This is a genomic window from Arachnia propionica, from assembly GCF_900637725.1.
Lineage (GTDB): Bacteria > Actinomycetota > Actinomycetes > Propionibacteriales > Propionibacteriaceae > Arachnia > Arachnia propionica.
Map to the genome: position 1 here is coordinate 95,590 of NZ_LR134406.1, position 18,884 is coordinate 114,473.

Sequence of the window (18,884 nt, forward strand, 5' to 3'; positions counted from 1 at the left end):
GAACCATCCGGGAGGTCTGGTGAGAATCTGGTCGTTGCATCCGGAATACCTGGACAGGCAGGGGCTGGTCGCCTGCTGGCGGGAGTCGTTGCTGGCGCAGAAGGTCCTCGCCGGGAAAACCGTCGGCTACACCCGGCATCCGCAGCTCACCAGGTTCCGGGTCCTCGACGATCCGCTGGCCGGGATCGGTTCCTACCTGCGGGGACTCGCGGACGAGGCGGGACGCCGGGGCTACCGATTCGACATCACCCGGATCGTGAGATCCGATCGTGCGCTCACGCTCACCGTCACCCGCGGGCAGCTCGACGTCGAGGCCTCCCACCTGCTCGCCAAACTGAAGGAGCGTTCACCCGAGCGGGTTGCAGGATTCCCCAAGCCCGCGGATCTGCTTCCGCACCCGCTGTTCACCGTCGTCCCGGGGCCGGTTGCCGACTGGGAACGCGCCCGGTCACAGCTTTGACACGATCAGTTTCGCCACCCTCACGGCCTTGATGGGGGCCTTCCGTCTCGCCAGCGCCGTGACGTTCGGCAGGTCGACGGGGACGCCCGCGGCCCGCACCTCGGGAAGGTAGTGCAGCAGCGACTCCAGCACGGTGGAGGCCGGGGCCGGGATCCGCTCCTGGCCCGATATCTCCTCCGCCATGGCGGTCAGCAGCGGCCACGTCAGGGCCAGACCTCCCGCATCGGCGATGCGCCCCAGGGTTTCGGTGACCCTGGGGGCCGAGAACTCCCGGATCCCACGCCACGGGCTGCGCCAGGCCGAGACGAGATCGTCGGCGGTGAGGCGTTCCTCGTCCCAGGCCGTGAGGATCAGGGCCGCGGCGCGGTCGCGGTCCTTCGTGGTCGTGTCCGAGGCCAGCGCCAAGGATGCAAAGGAGGCCACCGGTCCGAACCGGGGGACGGTGGTTGCGATCCGTTCGAAGATGCTCAGGGCGAACGTTCTCGAGGCGTAAAGGACCAGACCCGCGGGGCGGGCCGGGTGTTCGGGCAGCATCACCAACACCCACGGGTCCTCCTGGTGGGCGTATATCGGCTGATAAGGGAGGCTCCAATGGCTGTGGATCCCCAATAACTCGTGACTTGTGGGTTCGTCCCCGTCGATCTCCAGCAGCCTGGACGGGGGAATGTGGCTCTGCTCGCCCTGTGTGGTCAGGCTGCGCAGCTCGCCGGGCCGCGCCGGGTGGTCGCGCCAGTGAGCGATCACCGTCGCAAGGTCGACCGGCATGCCGTGGACGGGCTGTTCGAACGCGGACAGGCCCTTGGGTGCCTTTGAACGGTCCAGCCGGGCCAGCGCCACCGCGACGTCCGTCGGGAGCACCGCCAGGTTCGCTTCCCGGTAGCGACGCGCCCGCTTGGCGAACACCGCCCACGCCACCTGGAAACCGGTGTGGGTGGGGGTGGACAGCAGGCAGGGCAGCTCGCCGAGCCGGCCGAGGGCGTCGCTGGCGCGCTGCACGGGCAGGAAGGTCAGAGGCCGCGACTCCAGCATCATCGGTTGCCTCAGCTCGCCGTCGCCCCGTCTGCCCAGTTTCTCCAGAAGCTGAGCCAGGATCGAGTTGTGCGGACTGGTGTGTCTGATGCCGGTGCGAATGGCGTGCCTGACCCGGACCGGGCCGCGCGCGTGTGCCGTCGCGACCAGCGCCGCCAGGGCGTGTTCCTGAAGATCGGGGTTGCCCCGCCGATCGGTGTTCACCTTCGCGATCAGCGCCGCCAGGCCTGGATCGTCGAGGATCAGGGCGGTGTCGGTGTGGTCGCGCAACGGCTGCGGGCAGCGGCCCGCCGGGGCGCGCCACAGACCGAGCGTTCCCGCGTCCTGTTCCCGGGAAGCGGGGATGCCGGGGACCAGGTCGCCGCCGGGGGATGGCTGCGGCTGCCCGGTGGGTCCGGTGTTCCAGTGCTCCAGGAGGTCTCTGGCCAGGGCGGCGTTGGTGGTGTCCTGATCCGTCGCAATCAACTGGACGGTGTCAAGGAGATCCTGCGACGGTGCGGTGAGCCGGGTGGCCGCCTTCACCACGATGCGTGTCAGGCCCTTCTCGCTGCGGGGCAGGATGGCCAGGGCCAGGTCGGTGAGATCGGCGTCGGAGAGGTCGGCGGCGAGCAGTTGTTTGATGGCCAGTTTCGCGAAGGCACCGCCGGCGTTGGGCAGGGCGGCGATCACGCGGGTTCGTTCGGTCGGGAGCAGGGGGATCAGGCCGAGGCCCTCCAGCCACAGCATCGCGATCCGTTGGCCGCCGATGCGGTCGCCGCGGTCGAAGATCTGAAGCAGGGCCCGCAGCAGGGCCGGGTCGTCGGTGGGTTCGGCAGCGCGCAGGTTCCGGGCGCGACGGACCACCTGATCCAGGTAGGTGGTCCTGTCGCCGTGGGGCACCACGAAGGCGTTGGGCGCGGCGCAGGCGGCGATGAAACGCTTCTCCCAGCGGCAGTGATGGGCTGGTGCCGAGCGGGTCCGCATCCAGCCCAGCCAGTAGCGGGGAGCGTCGGGGAGGGGCAGTTCGAAGGTGTCGATGAGCGGATCGAGCAACGGGGGGACGTGCTCGGCCAGGCTGACCTTTCTCAGGGCGGCCGCGACGAACTCCCGCACCCAGTCCTCGCCGCGGGCCGTGAGTCTTTCCACCACGCAGGCCCGCGCCGGTTTGTCCCGCACCAGCAGTTTCACGGACCACTCGCCCAGGGTGGCGGCCACCTGCGCGGGTGTGGTGTCCAGGAAGGCGGCAAGCAGGATGTAGCGGTACTCGAAATCGAAGGTAGCCTTGCCGCGTAGCACCGACAGCGACTTCTTGGCCAGTGCGCGCTGCTCCGGAGAGAGCCGTTCCAGTTCACCCAGCAGATCCCTGGTGGTTCGGGTCCGGTTGATGAGGCGGTGAAGCACCAGTTCGTCCGGGGTGAGAGACCTGTCTGCCATGATCCTGTTTCCTGTCGTTCAATCGGGTTCGGAGGGCGTCCTGCTCAGCTCGGCGGCCAGGATGTGTTTGCACACTCCTCGCGATCCCGTGTGGCCGCGCCACCAGGGGCAGGTGCAGCTAGGCGGGTCGGTGCGGACGATGTACTCGTCGTGGTCGCCCCGCACCCGGAACGCCCCGGGGTGTTCGTCGAACGGCCGCACCGCGCCGGCGGTGACGAGGCGTTTCGCGTGCCTCAGGCGCGGGTTGTCCTTGATCACCCGGTCGGCGTCGCTGGGCAGCTCCCGGTGGAAATAGGCCTGCTCGTACAGGTCGAAACCCACCCTGCCGTCGCCGGCCAGCACTGCCAGGCCCTGCCCCGTGCGTTCCTCGTCCAACCCGGTTTCCGCGACCAGCGAGGCGATCTCGATGCGGGGCTCGAACGCCAGGCAGGCCGAGATCAAAGCGGAATCGTCGACGGCGGTGGGGGCGGCCAGTTTCGTCAGCAACGCGCCCTCGCCCGAGAAACCCCGGTAGTGCTCGGCGGTGAGGGTGAACGTCAGCCTCCCGTGGGGCAGCGAGAACTCCCACACCGACGCCGCCATGGGTGCCTGCGGCAGACCGTAGACCCGCATCCTGGTGATCTGCGGACCGAGGCGGCGGGCCGCTCGCAACCGGTTCAGGCCCTCCGCGTACACGGTGCCCTTCCCGGGGCGCAGCGCCGGTTTCACTCCCATCCGCGAGACGCTCCAGTGTCCCCGGCGGCCCGTCCCCGACGGCAGCGTGGCCAGGAACTGCCGGGTCTGCACGGCCGGTGCCTCGCCGATCAGCTCCAGTTCCCGGGTCAGCTCCTGCGACGACCCGAGTGCCTTCAACCAGCGATCCGGTAACTCCACCTTCCTTTCCACGTGCGTGGCATCGAGGGTGGAGACGCGCAGCTCGTCGTTGCCGACGGCCAGGTGCATCAGCTCCGACGGCGAGACCTGCCCGAGGGTTTCCCGCAACGGCTGGTTGATGTCGACGTTGGTGGTGCCGTGGCGGATCTCACCCCCGTCGAAGGCGGCCGCCAGGAGATCCAACCGCACCCCGACGGTGTTGCACGCCGAGAACGCCTCGAACCGCATGCGGTCACCGTTGGCGGTGCAGATCGGGTCCCGCATGCCGGAGGGTGTCGGCTGGAAGTACCGGGTCTGGGCCACGTCTGCCAGCACGAGCAGACCGCGGGCCAGCACGAGCGGCTGGGCGGCGAATCCCGAGAAGAACTCGGGCGCCTCAGTGAGCCCCTCGGGCGTGAGGGCGGGGGCCAATTCCAAGGTCAGGCCGGTGCTGTCCAGAGCCGAGGCCGAGGTGAACGATCTCATGGTGGAACCGTACCGGGCAGCGCTGACAAAAATCGCTGGATCGGGTGGGTGCGCGCCTGCCCGGATCGTTTGCCGGGGGAGCCCGGGGGTGTCAAAATGAGCCGTTGCGGCCGGGAGCGTGGAGAGGAAAGCTCATGGATCATGAGACCGCGCGGCGCGGAGTACTGGACGCGATCCCGTTGCTGGCCTCGAAACGATCCGAGAAAAAGGTGATCGCCGCGCTGTGGGAAATGGGATACGACCGCGCGGCCGCCGAGCAGCTCACCCTCCTGGTGCCCTCCGCGCTGGCCTGGCCGCTCTGCAGGCGGGCCGGGCTCAGGAATTTTCCCGACCATTTCGTCGTCTCCGACGATCGTGGCCGTGAGATCCGGGTTCCCGTCGCCGACCTGCACTACTTCACCGCCGCACTGAGACTGGGGATCGACACCTTCGAGAACGGCTGGTTGGAGGAGGTGCCCCGCAGGGTCTACGAACAGGTGGTCAGGCGGAGCGCGGAACTGGACGCGGTCGGCAAAACCCTCGAACAGGGGGGTGACCTGTCGGGAAGCACGATGCAGGCGCTGATGATCTACGTCAAGGACGCCGAGGCCTTCGTCAGGTCCGGTTCAGTCGGCTGATCCCCGCCCCATCGAGTCGGGAAGCCAGCGGCCGTTCTCGACGGCCTCCAGGGTCCTGTCCAAGGCCCGGCGATCCCCGTCGGCGAGGTGCGCGGTCAGGTCCTCGTCGAGGGCGCGAACCACGACGAGGGCCTCCGACAGCAGTTTCCTGCCGACCTCGGTGAGCGAGATCTCCTGCACCCGGCGGTCACCGGGACGGCGAATCCGCGTGACGGCCTTCAAAGCTTCCAACTGGTCCACGAGGGTGACCACGAGGCTGGGTGCCACCCGCATGCCCGAAGCGATTTCCCGCTGTGAGGCCTTGGTCCTCGAATCGACGAAGGCCATCAGACCGACCTGTTTGGGAGCGAGCCCGAGGGGTTCCAGGCGTTGCCGGGCGAGTTCGGTGACCTGAACGCCCAGGATGCCGAGCCTCACGGAAGCGGAATTCAGGATCTTGTCTCCGTCGCCCATGCCGCGTAGCGTATCCGAACAAGAATATTCAGTTCTGAATGATGAAGAGGAGAACGTTATGCCCTGGTGGATTGCCCTGCTGAACACGGTGGCCGCCCTCCTGTCCGTGGTTTTCGCGGCGATCACCCTCGCCCGCCCCAACCAGTTCATCCCTCCCACGCTTCGGCGTCAGACCGATCGTTTCGCCGCGGCGACGTACGCGGTGCGGGCCATTCCGCTTGGCCTTGCGGTGGTCGTGGTCGTCTGGGTCGCCCCGGCGGGGATCGCCACGGCCTTCCTGCTGGGGGTCGCCTGCGTCGCTCAGGTCGGGGATCTGGTGCTCGGGGTCGTCCACCGCGTGTGGGGGATGGCCGGTGGGGCCGGCTCGGTCGTCGTCTTCCATGCGGTCGGGGTCGCGGCGGCTGCGGGAGTGGTGGGGTGAAGCCAGTCGCCGCATCTGTGTACACAATTGCTACAATTGCCTGTGTGGAAACCATTACGCGTGAAGTGAGTACTCGCGAACTGCGCAGCCAGCTCTCGGATGTGCTCGGGCGCGCCATGTATGCGGGCGAACGGATCGGGGTCACCCGTAACGGGAAACTGGCTGCCGTGGTGGTTGGCGTCGAAGACCTCGAAGCCTTGGAGGCGTACGAGATGGATCAAGACATCGCTGCGTATCGCAGGTCCAAGGAGGAAGACGACGGTACGAGGATCTCTCTCGCCGAGCTTCGGGCTGAATTGCCATCTTGACCTATGAAATCGAGTTCACGGCAGCAGCTGCGCGGCAGGTATGGTGAGTTGCTGGTCACCGTCATTCGTGCAGCGCATCGGCGGGAAGTTTATCGTTGATTCTTGTGTTCAGAATCGTGTGCCCACCGGGCTCCGGGGAGGTGGTCTCGGCCAGTTCGTCGCGGACCGTCATGAGGGCGAAACCCAGCAGGTTCAGCCCACGCCACGAGTGCGGATCGGCGATGCGGTCGTCGTCGGCGGCCAGCCCGGCCCCCCAGATGCGGTCGACGGGGCTCGCCTCCACCAGCACCCGTTCCCCAGTGCCGAGCAGGAACTCCTGCAGGTCGGGGTGCTGGGAGAACTTGGCCCGGTTGCCCTCCATCACGAGATCGAAACGGTGTTCGTCCCAGCGGTCCTGGTCGAATCCTCGGACCTCGCGACCGAGGCGTTTCGCGCAGTCCGGGTGGGAGGCCTTGACGATGCGATCCGCGGCCCCGTCGTCGCCGAAGAGCCGCGCCTTCCCCGCCATCATCCAGTGCTCGGCGGTGGCGTAGCGCACCCCGTCGACCTCGAAGGGTGAGGCCCACCACTGGCTGAGGCAGCTGCCCGAGAGGGTGCCGTTCGCGGTGGGCCGGTGTCCCCAGAAGTACAGGTATTTCGTCTTCTGCTTCCTGGCCGTGCGGGCCAGCAACCAGTCCAGGTCGTACATGACCCCTCCAGTGACTGCGTTTTGCGGGATGACAAGCCCCGATTCTAGTGGTTGTGCAGCGATTGCCGGTTTTTGTCGGCGGCGTGTGGAAAGCTTGTTCCGTGACGATCCTGGAGTTCCCCTTCCCGCACGTGGATCCCGTGGCGATCGCCATCGGGCCTGTGCGGATCCACTGGTACGCCATCATGTACCTGCTGGCTTTCGCCATGGCCTACGGGTTGATGCGGCTGAGGCTTCGTCACCAACCCTTCGCGTCGATAACGAAACCTTCCGTGTGGGTTCCCGCCGATATCGAGGACCTGCTGCTCTACGGAATCGCTGGCGTGATCCTGGGAGGGCGGCTCGGGTATGTGTTGTTCTACCAGCTCGGCTACTACGTGACCCATCCGCTGGACGTCTTCAAGGTCTGGGACGGCGGAATGAGCTTCCACGGTGGTGCCATCGGCGTGATCCTGGGAATGGCGTTCTTCGCCTGGCGGCGGTCCCGGCCGTTCCTGCAGGTCGCCGACTTCCTCGTCCCCTCCGTTCCCATCGGGCTCGCGGCCGGGCGGATCGGGAACTTCATCAACGGGGAACTGTGGGGTCGCGCGGCCCCCCCGGACCTGCCCTGGGCGATGCGTTTCCCCACCGGCGGCAACGTGCTGCGCCACCCGTCGCAGCTCTACCAGGCCCTCCTCGAGGGGGTGCTGCTGTTTGTGCTGCTGTGGTTCTACGCCCGCAAGCCGCGGTTCCGCGGCCAGGTTGCCGCCGCCTTCCTGGCCGGCTACGGCCTGTTCCGGTTCATCGCCGAGTACTGGCGCGAACCCGACTCCCAGCTCGGGTTCCTGTCGCTCGGGTTGTCGATGGGGCAGTGGCTGTCGGTGCCGATGATCCTCGCAGGTGTCGCGCTGTGGCTGTGGGCCAGAAAGCGCGGCATCTCCGATGTGCAGGAACCCACCGACGACCCGGGGAAGGAAACCGCCGGCGAGAACCCCGAGGAGAACGCGGGCGATGACATCGAGAAGAAATCCACCGGGGCTGTGGAAGAGTCCCCGGAAACTGTGGACGAGGCGGGGGAAACTCCCGCCGAGAAGGACGAAACCCCAAGCCAGAGCTGAAATCCCCAACCACAGGCAGGTTTTCCACAAGGTTGTGAACACTGTGGAAATCATTCTTGAAACCGGTTGAGCCAGCACGTGAGCGAAGCGAACGGCTGAGTCGAAACCATCCGGTGGTCGGGCAAGCAGCTTGAGCGTAGGTTTCCGGACAAGGTCACCATGGTTTCGACTCGATCTGCTCGCTGGTGCTCGCGGGTCGGCTCAACCAGCTTCGGGGAGGGGGAGCGGCATGTGTTGAAGCCGTCCGGCGGCCGGGCAACCGGGCTGAATGCGGGTTCCCGGACGCGTGCGCGATGGTTTCGGTTCAGTCAGCTCTGGTATCGATCACCAGGGCGCCCGGGCCGGTTACGGTGTGGCCCCCCGGGACGGGGCCGTATTCGCCCCACGCCACCAGGACCTCACCCTCGACGGGGATCTCCACCAGCCGGTCCCGGGCCCGGGTGGCGGCCACCGTGGTGGCGCCCCGTCGCATCAGGACCGTGTCCTTGTCCAGCACCTCCACCGAAACTTCCGCCAGCGATCCCGAGGCCAGCTTCGGGCGGTCGCGCCGCAGCCTCAGCAGCTCCTGGTACCAGGCCAGCATCCGGGCGTGATCGGGTTCGGTGACCTCATCCCACCGCAGCGCCGCCGACTCGCGGGTAGCGGGCGACTGCGGGTCCGGGATCTCCGCGTCCCAGCCCATGCGTTCGAACTCGCGGGCGCGCCCCTCGGTCACCAGCGGACCCAGCTCCGGGCCGAGGTGGCTGAAGAACGGGAACGGCGTGGAGGAAGCCCACTCCTCGCCCATGAAGAGCAGCGGCGTGAACGGCGACAGCAGGTACAGCGCCGCCGCGGCGGCCTGGCATCCGGGCGGGGTCGAGTGCGAGATCCGATCGCCGACGGCCCGGTTGCCCACCTGGTCGTGGTTCTGCAACGAGACCACGAACGAATGCCCGTCGTACAGCCCCGAGGCGGGATCGACGGGCGCCCCCCATTCCTGGCCGCGGAACGTCGAGAACCCGCCCTCATGGATGAACACCCGCGTGAGGGCCTGCTGCAGCACCTCGGCGGTGCCGAAGTCGACGTAGTAGCCGTCGCGTTCCCCCGTGAAGAAAGAGTGCAGCGCGTGGTGGACGTCGTCGGCCCACTGCCCGTCCATGCCCAACGCCCCCGGCACCGAACCTATCGGCGAAACCGTGGTGGGCTGGTTGCGATCCGACTCCGCGAACAGCGTGAACTCGCGTCCCGTTTCCCGTTCCCAGACGCGCGCCTCGTCGCTCAACTCGGCCAGGTAATGGCGCGGGGAATCGTCCTGGAACTCGTGGACAGCGTCCAGGCGCAGCCCGTCCACCTGGTACTTCACCAGCCACTGCCGGCACGCACCCAGCAGGAAGTCGCGCACCTCGCTGCTGCCCGGCTGATCCAGATTGATGGCATCCCCCCACGGGGTGTGGTGGGCGCTGGTGAAGTACGGTCCGAACTGCGCCAGGTAGTTGCCCTCCGGGCCCTGGTGGTTGTGGACGACGTCCAGGATCACGCCGAGCCCGCGCGCGTGGCAGGCGTCGATGAAGGCGACGAACCCCTCCGGTCCCCCGTAGGCCGCATGCACCGCGTACTGGCCGACGCCGTCGTAACCCCAACCCTGCTCGCCGGGAAAATCCGCGACGGGCATCACCTCCACGGCCTGCACCCCGAGATCAACCAGGTGATCCAGATGCGTGATGGCCGCCTCGAAGGTGCCCTCCGGGGTGAAGGTGCCGATGTGCAGCTCGTAGCCGACCGCGCCCCGCAGGTCCGCGCTGAAGGTGACGGGACGGTCGAACAGCGCCGGATCGACGATGCGACTCGGCCCGTGCGGGCCTTCGGGTTGGCTGAGGCTCCGGGGGTCGGGGAGCAGCATCCCGCCATCGATCCGGAACTGGTACAGCGTTCCGGGCGGCAGCGGTTCCGACCACCACCAGCCACCATCGCTGCGCGCCATGATCGTCTCGGTGCCGTCGACGACGACCTCCACCATGCCGGCGTCGGGGGCCCACACCTCGGGACGGGTGATGTCTCGCATGAATGCTCCTCAGATCAGGACTCGGGGTGGCTGCTGGCGCTCACGTGCTGGCTCAACCAGCTTTGAGGAGGGGTGCTCGCGTGCTGGCTCAACCAGCTTCTTCTGCTGGTTTCGCATCAGTCGACCTGATGGACGAGCAGGGCGACGGGCAGGCTGTCGAGGATGTCGGCCAGTGGCGTGGCGCCGCCCGGGTATTCGCGCCCGGCCAGGACGTCGCGGAACCGCAGGTTGGGCAGCACCAGTTCCGCGTCGCCCCAGCCCTCCTCGTTCAGCCCCGACTGCACCCGCGTGGCGACCGTGATGGCCACCGGGGTTTCCGAATCCCTGTACCCGCGTTCGAACACCACCGCGTGGCCGGTGTTCAACGACACCGACCGGTAGTCGGCGTCCGGGCCGCGGAACGCCTCCGGGTGGTCGCGGCGCAGCAGCAGCGCCCGCGACGTCACGAGGAGTTTCTCCGCGTCCAGGTCGGCGGGCGGGTTCATGTCCAGTGCCGTCAGCACCCCGGAGCGACGGTAGTAGTCGATGGGGCGGCGGTTGTCCGGGTCCACCAGCGACAGGTCCACCACCTCGCAGCCCTGGTACAGGTCCGGGACCCCGGGCATGGTGAGCTGAATCAGTTTCTGTCCCAGGATGTTGGCGCGCACCGAGGGGAAGGTCAGCTCCGTGAACGCATCCAGTGCGGCCCCCACCTCCGGGGTGGTGAGGCATGCGGTCGCGAACTCGATGACGGCCGACTCGTAGTCCTCGTCGGGGGAGGTCCAGCTGGTGTGGAGTTTCGATTCCCGCATGGCCTTGGTCAGGTACCTCGTGAGGCGGTCGGCGGAGATCGCCTCGGCGCCCGCCGCCGTGCTGGGCAGTGTCCAGGTGGCCGCGAGGGTCTGCCACAGGAACAGCTCCGTGCCGCCGTCGAGCAGCGCGGGACGCAGCTCGGAGGTGGCGGCCCGCAGCTCACCGACGCAGTGCTCCCACTCGCGTGGGTACTCGGTGAGGACCGCCAGCCGGGCACGCACGTCCTCGCTGCGTTTCGTGTCGTGGGTGGACAGGGTTGTCATGCTGGTGGACCAGTCGGCGGCCAGGGTGCGGCAGAAACCGTGGAAGTCGTCCTGGTTGATGCCGATGATGTTCGGGTCGGAACCGACCTCGTTGACGCCGATGAACCGGTTCCACCGGTAGAAAGCCGTGTCCTCCTTCGACTTGGCCATCACCGGTCCACAAGTCTGGGCGAAACGGACCATGAACTCGGCCCGCAGGTCCGACGGGTTGTGGGCGCGACCCGGCAGCTGGTTGAGGATCTTCGACGGCGCGGGCAGCGTCACCGCGCCACCCATGTCGGTCTCCCCGGTTTCGCCGAGGGCCAGCGCCACGACGAAGTCGAGGGCGTCCAACTCGTCGATCGTTAGGTACTCCCTGGCCTTCGTCGCGGCCTCGACGATGATCTCCCGCTCCGATTCCGGAGTAGCCCTGCCCGGTTCGACGTAGGCGCGGTAGCGGCTGAACTGGTACAGCAGCTCGCGGATGGCGTGGTTGAGTTGGCGGCGGGTGTGGTCGCGCAGCCGGATGTCGCCGTCGCAGATGGCCATCGCGATGTTGACCAAGCGGTTCAACTCCGTGAACAACGACTCCTTGACGACGGTGCGTTTGGCGTTGAGCACGGTGGATGCGAACCCCTCGCCGGACCCGGACATGCGCTCCCACAGGTCGGTGAGCCTCGGAACGCTGCCGGGGACGTGGAACAGGCCCGCGACCCGCAGCAGCGAGTCGTAGCCGGTGGTTCCCGCGCACTCGAAATCGGCGGGGAGGACCTCGTCGTATTCGAGGATCTTCTCCGCCACCACCCAGCAGCCGCCCGTGGCGCGCTGCAGATCCGCGAGGTACTGGCGGGGATTGGCCAGGCCGTCGATGTGGTCGATACGGAAACCGTCGATGAGCCCCTCGGTGTGGAGTTGGATCAGTTTGCGGTGGGTTGCCTCGAAGATGGCAGGGTCCTCGACGCGGATGGCCGCCAGGGTGTCGACGTCGAAGAAGCGGCGGTAATTCAACTCCTCACTGCCGATCCGCCAGTAGGCCAAGCGGTACCACTGCCTTTCCAGCAGCTCGTCGAGGGGAAGGTCCTCGGTGCCGGGGCGGACGGGGAAGACCTGGTCGTAGTAGGCGACCACGGGCTGCTCCTCGCCGTTGATGACGTCCGTGGTGAAGCTGATGTGTTCCAGCTCCCGGCCGATCCGGTTGCCGAGCACCGGCATCAGGATGGCCTGGGAGTCTGTCATGTCGAGATCGAACCATTCCGCGTATGCCGATTCGGGGCCGCGCCGCAGCACGTCCCACAGCGCGTGGTTGTGCCAGATCGGGGTGGGGACCGCCATGTGATTGGGTACCACGTCGACGACGACGCCGATGCCCTGCTCGTGTGCGGCCTGCGACAGCCGCCGGAAGGCCTCCTCCCCACCGCACTCCTCGGAGATGCGGGAGTGATCCACGACGTCGTAGCCGTGGGTGGAACCGGGGGAGGCCTGCAGGATCGGGGAGCAGAACAGGTGCGTGACGCCTAGGGAATGCAGGTAGGGCATCCACGCCGCGGCGTCGTCGAAGGTGAAACCGCCGTGCAGCTGCATCCGGTAGGTCGAGTTCGGTACGGTCCTGTTGGTCTCCACCCCTTCACTCTACGCAAGGCCTGTGACACGGCACCGGCCCGCCGGGTTCTTCGGGCCCCGGTCCGCGCCTGGCGGGGAGGCGTGGCTGTGGAGCTGGTCGAGTCGGGAGGCAGCGAATGGGCGGTCAGATCCAAGCGGCCTACAACGCCTTTCCCGGCTGACGCTTTGGCCCGTTGGCCGTCCGCAGGTCGGCTTTCCCATCGTTGGTTGGTGGATCCGCGCTGACCGGATGCGCACCCATGAAGCTGACACGCAAAACGAGCGCCATGGCGAGCAGTAAGGTCTTGTTTCCCGGGATTGCTTTCGGAATTATCTCCTCCAGATTTCTACAGTGCTATGCTTACGACGAAATTTGTTTCAGGGTACTGCTTGCAGCGTATAATTTCTGTTGATACGTAAAGACTCATCCCTCCCTCTCTGGATCCTTTACCTGCTGTTCGAGTTGGTGAGGATTTGGATGATCTGTCTTCTGTCCAGCCGCTTTGTTCTGCGGTTGCCATGACTTTTTGTAGTGCATCTTCTGGGGGAATTGTCATGGTGAAACATCGGGTCGTGGCGACCGGGGGTGGTTTGGGACCGTCATCTTTTGAATCCTCGGTGCCCAAGAATTCGATGCCGTCCCAGGTCGCTGAGTACATGGGGTCGTTGCGTATGAGGTCGCGTTGTCTGGCGCGGGCTGAGCAGCCGGTCAGGGACAGACAGGCGCACAGGACCAAGGCGGTGGCCGTCGTCGTGGTTCGGTGGTGCATCATTGCCTTCGCCGGCTTCTGCCGGTTGGTCTCATCCTGAACTACCAGCTAAAAGTGAAAGTCAGGGTGAAGTTTGCGGTCGGGTACTGTTCACACCTGATGAGTGTCGTTGACAAAATGATTCGCATTCCTCCCTCTGATGTGTTCTTGCTCATGAATCGGACCTCGGGGCCATTGGCGTATTCATTTCCCCAGCCGTTTTGTTTGGCGGTTGTGAGCATGCGGTCGAATGTTTCTTCGAGGGGAAGGTCTGTGGTAAAGCAGCGGGTCATCGATGTTGGGGGCGGTTTGGGGCCGCCGTCCTCGCTTTCCATCGAGCCCAGGAACTCGATGCCGTCCCAGGTGGCAGAGGCCATGGGGTCCTTGCGTATGAGGTCTCGTTGTCTGGCATGTGCTGAGCAGCCGGTCAGGAGCAGGCAGGCGCACAGGACCAAGGCGGTGACCGTCATTGTGGTTCGGTGGTGCATCATTGCCTCCCGGTGGGGATGATGCTGACACTACCTGGGAGGACCCTCCGGGTGGAGGAGTTCGGGAAAAATTTCTCCAGAGGGTGAGGACGGGGTTTCGACTCAGGTCGCTCGTTCTTCGTGCTCCGGCTCAACCGGTTTCGGGAAGGGGCGCGATCGACTTTCAGCCCTGCGACTGTTGGTCCTTCCACCAGGTCAGCAGCAGGTCGCGGGCCTCGTCCTCGGGGAGGGGGCCGTGGTCCATGCGGTGGTTCAGGAGGAACTTGTACGCCTTCCCGACCTCCGGGCCCGGTTTGATTCCCAGGATCTCCATGATCTGCGCTCCGTCGAGGTCCGGGCGGATGGCCTTGATCTCCTCCTGCGCGGCCAGCTCGTCGATGCGCCACTCCAGTTCCTCGTAGTTGCGGCGCAGCCGGGTGGCCTTGTTGCGGTTGCGGGTGGTGCAGTCGGCGCGGGTGAGGATGTGGAGGCGTTCCAGTTCGTCGCCGGCGTCGCGCACGTAACGGCGCACCGCCGAATCGCTCCAGGAGGCCTCACCGTAGCCGTGGAACCGCAGGTGCAACTCCACGAGCTTCGCCACCGACTTCACCGTCGCCGTCGGGTACTTCAATGCCTTGAGACGTTTGGTCACCAGCTTCGCGCCCACCACGTCGTGATGATGGAAGGTCACCTTCGAACCCTCGAACCGACGGGTGGCAGGCTTACCGATGTCGTGCAGCAGGGCTGCCAGCCGATTGACGATGTCGGGTTGGTGGCCGCGGGCCTTCTCCAAGTCGATGGCCTGCTCCAGCACGGTCAGCGAGTGCGCGTAGACGTCCTTGTGACGCATGTGCTCGTCGCGTTCCAGGCGCAGCGCAGGCAGCTCGGGCAGGAAATGCTCGGCCACCCCGGTGCGCACCAGGAGATCCAGGCCCTCGCGGGGGGAATCGGTGAGCAGCAGCCCCGTCAACTCGGCCTGCACGCGCTCCGCGGAGACGATGGTGATGCGCTCGGCCATCTCCCTCATCGCGTCCTGGACCTCCGGCGCCACCCGGAAACCCAGTCTCGACGCGAACCGCGCTGCCCGCATCATGCGCAACGGATCGTCACCGAAGGACACCTCCGCCGGGGCGGGGGTGCGCAGCACGCCGTCGGCGAGGTCACGCAACCCACCCCACGGGTCGACGAACTCACCCGCCACGATGTCCACGGCCATGGCGTTGACGGTGAAGTCACGGCGGACGAGGTCCTCCTCGATCCGTTCCCCGAAGGCGACCACCGGTTTGCGGGAGCCGGGTTCGTAGGCGTCGGCGCGGAAGGTGGTGACCTCGATCTGCCACTCCTTGCCACCTTCCTTCTTCATGGCGCCGATGGTCCCGAAGTCGCGGCCGATGTCCCAGGTTGCGGGGGTGAAGTCGCGGAGGATGGCGTGGGTCTCCTCGGGGCGCGCCGATGTGGTGAAGTCCAGGTCGTGCCCTAGCCCGCCCAGCATCGCGTCGCGCACCGAACCGCCGACGAGGTACAGCCGGTGCCCCGCCGCGTCGAAACGGGAACCGAGGTCGCCTATCACCTGCGAGATGCGGAGCAGTTCGGAGACGGCGTTGCGCTGGGCTTGGGTGAGGTCTGGCACGGGCGAAGAGTCTACGCGGGAGCGGGAGTGGGGCGTCAGCAAACCCGTGAACGATGCAGCGCGGCTGACGGGATGAGGGGGCTGCGGCGGCTTGGTGCGAGGTGATCCGCGACACATTCGGTGGTCGCGCGACGCGGATCCCCCGCGCCGGCAAGAATAACAGCATGCCCCCCTTACGGAAATAGGTGAGGGTGGGTTACGCTCAACGCTCATGCCCGAGTCGTGTGAAAGGTGAGCATGAGCACGGAATCGAAACAGGCGGGGGGCAAGGGGGAACGGTCGGGTCCAGAAGCCGGGCGGATGCAGGGCCACTGGCTTCTGGCGAAGCTGGGCAAACGCATCCTCAGGCCCGGCGGGCGTGCCCTCACCGCGAAACTGCTGGAACAGGCGAAACCCGCCGGCGACGACGACATCGTGGAGCTCGGCCCCGGCGTCGGTGCCACCGCCGAGGTGCTGCTGCGCGCCAACCCGAGGTCCTACCGGGGCGTCGACCCCAACCCGGAGGGCCGCGACGCCGTCAAGAACATCCTGAAGAAACACCCCCGGGCCGACTACGTCGTCGCCGACGCCCGCGAAACGGGACTCGAAGACGCCTGCGCCGACCTCGTCGTCGGCGAGGCGATGCTCACCATCCAGGACGACGCGGGCAAGAGCGCGATCGTCGCGGAGGCCGCGCGGCTGCTGCGTCCCGGGGGCCGCTACGCCATCCACGAAATGGCGTGGCTGCCCGACCACACCGACGAGGAACGCGAAACCGCCCGCCGGGAACTCTCCCGCGTCATCAAGGTCGGCGCCCGGCCCCTGACCCTGGAGGGCTGGAAGGAACTGCTCGCCACCCACGGGCTCGAAGCCGAATGGCACGACCGCGCCCCCCTCCACCTCCTCGAACCCCGGCGCATCGTCTCCGACGAGGGCCTGTGGGGTGCGCTGCGGTTCTGGAACAACGCCCGCCGGCTCCCCGGCGCCAGCGACCGGCTCAAGGCGATGCGGCAGGGATTCCAGCTCCAGGGGAAACTGATGGGCGGCATCGTCATCCTCGCCCGCAAACCCGGCGCGGCGGGCACCCGATGACCACCGACCTCGTCCTCGACGACGTCACCCTGATCCGCGGCGGCAACACCCTTGTCGACGGCCTCGACGTGGTGGTCGCGCCCGGACAGACCCTCGCCGTGACGGGAGCCTCCGGGGCGGGAAAAACCACGCTGCTGAAGGCCATCTCGGGTCTCAGCCCCTGCGACCGCGGGTCGGTGACGCGGCCCGAGGGGCGGCTGGCGCAGGTTTTCCAGGAACCCCGGCTGCTGCCCTGGTACAGCGCCCACCGCAATGTCGCCCTGGTGGTCGGCGGTGAAACCCCGGACCTGATCGCCCAGCAGTGGCTGGCCCGCGTCGACCTTCAGCAGGCCACCCACCTGTATCCCCGGCAGCTGTCGGGCGGCATGCGGCAGCGGGTCGCGATCGCGCGGGCCATGGCCACCAACCCCACCCTGCTGCTCGTCGACGAACCGTTCTCCGCCCTCGACAAACCCCTGGCCACGGCCCTGCGAACCGATCTCGTGCAGCTGCTCGCGGAACAGGAGGTCGTGACGGTGTGGGTCACCCACGACCCCGAGGAGGCCGACGACGTCTCCCACCTCCACCTTCATCTCGACGGGCCGCCCGGCACCTGGCGGCTCACCGCCGAGACCGACCCCGTCCCTGATCCCGAAGAATCCACCCCCGACAAGGAGACATCATGAAGCGTCGATCCCTGTTCACCCTCACCGGACTCGGCCTGCTCGGCAGCGCGGGCCTGGCGGCCTGCTCCGGTGGCAAGCCCGCGGGGGAGGGTTCAACGTCCGCCTCGAAACTGGAGACCCTGCGCGTCCACGTTCCCACCACCCTCGCGTTCATGGCTCCCATGGCCTCCTTCGGGACATTCGGCAAACTCGACGGTCTCGTCGGGAAGACCGACGTGCAGAACTGGGCCAGCGTCGACGTGATGAAATCGCTGGTCGTGAACGGTGAGACCGACCTGGTGGCCACCCCCTCCTACGCCTCGGCGAACCTGTTCAACAAGGGCCTTCCCATCCGGCTGGTCGCGATGACCGTGTGGGGGATGCTCTACATCCTCGGCCCGGAGGGGTCGTCGGCGCAGGGCATCGAGGGGCTGAAGGGCAAGAAGGTGGGCGTCCCGATGCCCAACAACATGCCCGACCTGGTCTTCCGCTACCTGATGACCCAGAGCAGCATCCCCCTCGAGGGTGGAGCTGAGGGCATCGAGGTCGTGCCCTACGACCAGGCACCGGAGCTCGTGAAGGCCCTGATGTCCGGGCAGGTGGAATACGCGGTGCTGCCCGAGCACGTCGCCACCGTCGCGCAGAACCAGGCCAAACAGTCCGGCAAGAACCTGGACCGCACCGCCAACCTGCAGGAGGTGTGGGCCAAGGTCACCGGCGGCCAGGCGCGTTTCCCGATGGCCGGAGTGGTGATGCCCCAGAAGCTCGTCGACTCCAACCAGGCGCTCGTCGCCGGTGTGCTCAACGAACTGGAGGAGGCGGTCGCGAAGGTCAACGCCCTCGACGAGAAAGCGGTTGCGGCGATCACCGCGAAGACCGAGGTGCCGGAGGCCGTGGTCAAGAACGTGATCCCGCGGCTCCAGCTCGAAATGGTGCCGGCGCAGAAGGCCAAAACCGAGCTGGAGGACTTCTACACGCGCCTGACCACCCTCAGCCCCGACATCGTCGGGGGCAAGATGCCCGCCGACGATTTCTACCTGGCCGACCCCAGGTGAACCCAGCCGAGAACAAGGCACCGCGCTGGCGGGTCGTGCTGCTGTGGTGGGTGGGACTCGCCCTGGTGCTGCTGGCCTGGGAGGCGGCGTCGTGGAGCCAGCCCCGTTACGTCCTGCCCGGGCCCGCAGCCACCTGGGAGGCGCTGCTGGGGTTGATCCGCGACGAGGAACTCGGCTCCGGGGTGCTGCTCACCCTCCAGCGGGCGCTGGGCGGGTTGGGGATCGCCTGCCTGATCGGGTTGCCCTGGGGCTGGGCCGCGGGCACCTGGCGGCCCGTCGAGGAACTGACCGCGTCCTGGACTCAGCTGCTGATGGCCATCCCGCCGATCGTGATCGTCGTGGTCGGGATGCTGTGGCTGGGCCCCAGCCCGTCGGTGGTGCTGCTGGTGGTCGCGCTGGTGACGATGCCGCTGCTGGTCACCAGCCTGCGCGACGCCGTCACCAACGTCGATCCCGACCTGCTGGAAATGGCCAGGCTGTTCCGCTTCGGCCTGTGGGGCACGGTGCGGCGGGTGATCATCCCGGCCGTGGTGCCGCCGGTGCTGTCGGCGGTGACGGTCGCGGTGGGGCAGTCGATCCGGTTGACGGTGATGTCCGAGCTGCTCAGCACCACCACCGGCCTGGGCGCGGAGGTGCAGCAGGCCCGCACCAACCTGGAGACTGCCGACGTGTTCGCTCTGTCGGCGGTGATGGCGGCCCTCACCCTGGGGCTGGAACTGTTGTTCCTGCGACCTCTGAGGAACCGCTTGGCCCGGTACCGGTGATCCGGC

General features: G+C 67.2%; 17 protein-coding genes. 9 read left to right on the plus strand and 8 right to left on the minus strand.

The window, feature by feature from the left end:
* Positions 1 to 19 precede the first annotated feature (19 nt).
* Positions 20 to 460, plus strand: a complete 441-nt coding sequence (locus EL272_RS00485) for a pyrimidine dimer DNA glycosylase/endonuclease V (protein ID WP_061787422.1) — start codon at positions 20 to 22, stop codon at positions 458 to 460.
* Here EL272_RS00485 and EL272_RS00490 read toward each other — a convergent pair.
* Both EL272_RS00490 and EL272_RS00495 read right to left on the minus strand, forming a co-directional pair.
* A complete protein-coding gene (locus EL272_RS00490; RefSeq protein ID WP_061787421.1) occupies positions 449 to 2,902 on the minus strand; it encodes a DUF7824 domain-containing protein in 2,454 nt (817 codons plus the stop codon). The two genes, EL272_RS00485 and EL272_RS00490, sit on opposite strands and share 12 nt — an antisense overlap.
* Positions 2,903 to 2,920: 18 nt before the next feature.
* Positions 2,921 to 4,240 (minus strand): SWIM zinc finger family protein, encoded by a 1,320-nt coding sequence (locus EL272_RS00495; protein ID WP_061787420.1) that lies wholly within the window; start codon positions 4,238 to 4,240, stop codon positions 2,921 to 2,923.
* Positions 4,241 to 4,374: 134 nt separating this feature from the next.
* Between EL272_RS00495 and EL272_RS00500 the strand changes: the two genes are divergently transcribed.
* Complete coding sequence (locus EL272_RS00500) at positions 4,375 to 4,857, plus strand: hypothetical protein (RefSeq protein ID WP_014845248.1); 483 nt, start codon at positions 4,375 to 4,377, stop codon at positions 4,855 to 4,857.
* Here the strand turns inward: EL272_RS00500 and EL272_RS00505 are convergent.
* On the minus strand, positions 4,846 to 5,310 hold the full coding sequence (locus EL272_RS00505; protein ID WP_014845249.1) for a MarR family winged helix-turn-helix transcriptional regulator: 465 nt from the start codon (positions 5,308 to 5,310) through the stop codon (positions 4,846 to 4,848). The genes EL272_RS00500 and EL272_RS00505 overlap by 12 nt on opposite strands.
* A gap of 58 nt (positions 5,311 to 5,368) precedes the next feature.
* Between EL272_RS00505 and EL272_RS00510 the strand changes: the two genes are divergently transcribed.
* Positions 5,369 to 5,731 carry a hypothetical protein gene (locus tag EL272_RS00510; protein WP_061787419.1) on the plus strand — a complete coding sequence of 121 codons (363 nt, stop codon included), beginning with the start codon at positions 5,369 to 5,371 and terminating at the stop codon, positions 5,729 to 5,731.
* A 44-nt stretch (positions 5,732 to 5,775) separates the two neighbouring features.
* Positions 5,776 to 6,039 carry a type II toxin-antitoxin system Phd/YefM family antitoxin gene (locus EL272_RS00515; RefSeq protein WP_061787480.1) on the plus strand — a complete coding sequence of 88 codons (264 nt, stop codon included), beginning with the start codon at positions 5,776 to 5,778 and terminating at the stop codon, positions 6,037 to 6,039.
* 61 nt (positions 6,040 to 6,100) lie between these two features.
* Here EL272_RS00515 and EL272_RS00520 read toward each other — a convergent pair whose 3' ends face one another.
* On the minus strand, positions 6,101 to 6,727 hold the full coding sequence (locus EL272_RS00520; protein WP_061787418.1) for a riboflavin biosynthesis intermediates N-glycosidase: 627 nt from the start codon (positions 6,725 to 6,727) through the stop codon (positions 6,101 to 6,103).
* 101 nt (positions 6,728 to 6,828) lie between these two features.
* Here EL272_RS00520 and lgt point away from each other — a divergent pair, with 101 nt between their 5' ends.
* Positions 6,829 to 7,824 carry a prolipoprotein diacylglyceryl transferase gene (gene lgt, locus EL272_RS00525; protein WP_061787417.1) on the plus strand — a complete coding sequence of 332 codons (996 nt, stop codon included), beginning with the start codon at positions 6,829 to 6,831 and terminating at the stop codon, positions 7,822 to 7,824.
* 304 nt (positions 7,825 to 8,128) lie between these two features.
* Here lgt and treZ read toward each other — a convergent pair whose 3' ends face one another.
* The 4 genes from treZ to EL272_RS00545 form a co-directional block, all read right to left on the minus strand.
* Positions 8,129 to 9,865 carry a malto-oligosyltrehalose trehalohydrolase gene (treZ, locus tag EL272_RS00530; protein ID WP_061787416.1) on the minus strand — a complete coding sequence of 579 codons (1,737 nt, stop codon included), beginning with the start codon at positions 9,863 to 9,865 and terminating at the stop codon, positions 8,129 to 8,131.
* Between the two features lie 116 nt (positions 9,866 to 9,981).
* The gene (treY, locus tag EL272_RS00535) at positions 9,982 to 12,519 is read right to left on the minus strand and encodes a malto-oligosyltrehalose synthase (RefSeq protein ID WP_073969999.1); all 2,538 of its coding nucleotides are present in this window, start codon (positions 12,517 to 12,519) and stop codon (positions 9,982 to 9,984) included.
* Positions 12,520 to 13,309: 790 nt separating this feature from the next.
* Complete coding sequence (locus tag EL272_RS00540; protein ID WP_041696028.1) at positions 13,310 to 13,717, minus strand: hypothetical protein; 408 nt, start codon at positions 13,715 to 13,717, stop codon at positions 13,310 to 13,312.
* Positions 13,718 to 13,898: 181 nt separating this feature from the next.
* Positions 13,899 to 15,344: a CCA tRNA nucleotidyltransferase gene (locus tag EL272_RS00545; RefSeq protein ID WP_061787413.1), complete on the minus strand. Its 1,446-nt coding sequence runs from the start codon at positions 15,342 to 15,344 to the stop codon at positions 13,899 to 13,901.
* Positions 15,345 to 15,581: 237 nt separating this feature from the next.
* Between EL272_RS00545 and EL272_RS00550 the strand changes: the two genes are divergently transcribed.
* From EL272_RS00550 to EL272_RS00565, 4 genes are read left to right on the plus strand one after another with little or no spacing between them, the layout of a single operon-like run.
* Positions 15,582 to 16,415 carry a class I SAM-dependent methyltransferase gene (locus tag EL272_RS00550; protein WP_061787412.1) on the plus strand — a complete coding sequence of 278 codons (834 nt, stop codon included), beginning with the start codon at positions 15,582 to 15,584 and terminating at the stop codon, positions 16,413 to 16,415.
* Positions 16,412 to 17,080, plus strand: a complete 669-nt coding sequence (locus EL272_RS00555; protein WP_061787411.1) for an ABC transporter ATP-binding protein — start codon at positions 16,412 to 16,414, stop codon at positions 17,078 to 17,080. The genes EL272_RS00550 and EL272_RS00555 overlap by 4 nt, the downstream gene beginning before the upstream one ends.
* Entirely contained in the window at positions 17,077 to 18,114 is a 1,038-nt protein-coding gene (locus EL272_RS00560) for an ABC transporter substrate-binding protein (protein WP_061787410.1), read from the plus strand. Before EL272_RS00555 ends, EL272_RS00560 begins: the two co-directional genes overlap by 4 nt.
* Positions 18,111 to 18,878: an ABC transporter permease gene (locus EL272_RS00565; protein ID WP_061787409.1), complete on the plus strand. Its 768-nt coding sequence runs from the start codon at positions 18,111 to 18,113 to the stop codon at positions 18,876 to 18,878. Before EL272_RS00560 ends, EL272_RS00565 begins: the two co-directional genes overlap by 4 nt.
* The last annotated feature ends 6 nt before the right edge of the window (positions 18,879 to 18,884 follow it).

What these genes read in the sequence shown, in the direction of transcription:
- EL272_RS00490 (WP_061787421.1), bottom strand. Translation starts at nt 2,902, where the DNA reads ATGGCAGACAGGTCTCTCACCCCGGACGAACTGGTGCTTCACCGCCTC.
- EL272_RS00495 (WP_061787420.1), bottom strand. Translation starts at nt 4,240, where the DNA reads ATGAGATCGTTCACCTCGGCCTCGGCTCTGGACAGCACCGGCCTGACC.
- EL272_RS00500 (WP_014845248.1), top strand. Translation starts at nt 4,375, where the DNA reads ATGGATCATGAGACCGCGCGGCGCGGAGTACTGGACGCGATCCCGTTG.
- EL272_RS00505 (WP_014845249.1), bottom strand. Translation starts at nt 5,310, where the DNA reads ATGGGCGACGGAGACAAGATCCTGAATTCCGCTTCCGTGAGGCTCGGC.
- EL272_RS00510 (WP_061787419.1), top strand. Translation starts at nt 5,369, where the DNA reads ATGCCCTGGTGGATTGCCCTGCTGAACACGGTGGCCGCCCTCCTGTCC.
- EL272_RS00520 (WP_061787418.1), bottom strand. Translation starts at nt 6,727, where the DNA reads ATGTACGACCTGGACTGGTTGCTGGCCCGCACGGCCAGGAAGCAGAAG.
- treZ (WP_061787416.1), bottom strand. Translation starts at nt 9,865, where the DNA reads ATGCGAGACATCACCCGTCCCGAGGTGTGGGCCCCCGACGCCGGCATG.
- EL272_RS00540 (WP_041696028.1), bottom strand. Translation starts at nt 13,717, where the DNA reads ATGACGGTCACCGCCTTGGTCCTGTGCGCCTGCCTGCTCCTGACCGGC.
- EL272_RS00550 (WP_061787412.1), top strand. Translation starts at nt 15,582, where the DNA reads ATGAGCACGGAATCGAAACAGGCGGGGGGCAAGGGGGAACGGTCGGGT.
- EL272_RS00555 (WP_061787411.1), top strand. Translation starts at nt 16,412, where the DNA reads ATGACCACCGACCTCGTCCTCGACGACGTCACCCTGATCCGCGGCGGC.
- EL272_RS00560 (WP_061787410.1), top strand. Translation starts at nt 17,077, where the DNA reads ATGAAGCGTCGATCCCTGTTCACCCTCACCGGACTCGGCCTGCTCGGC.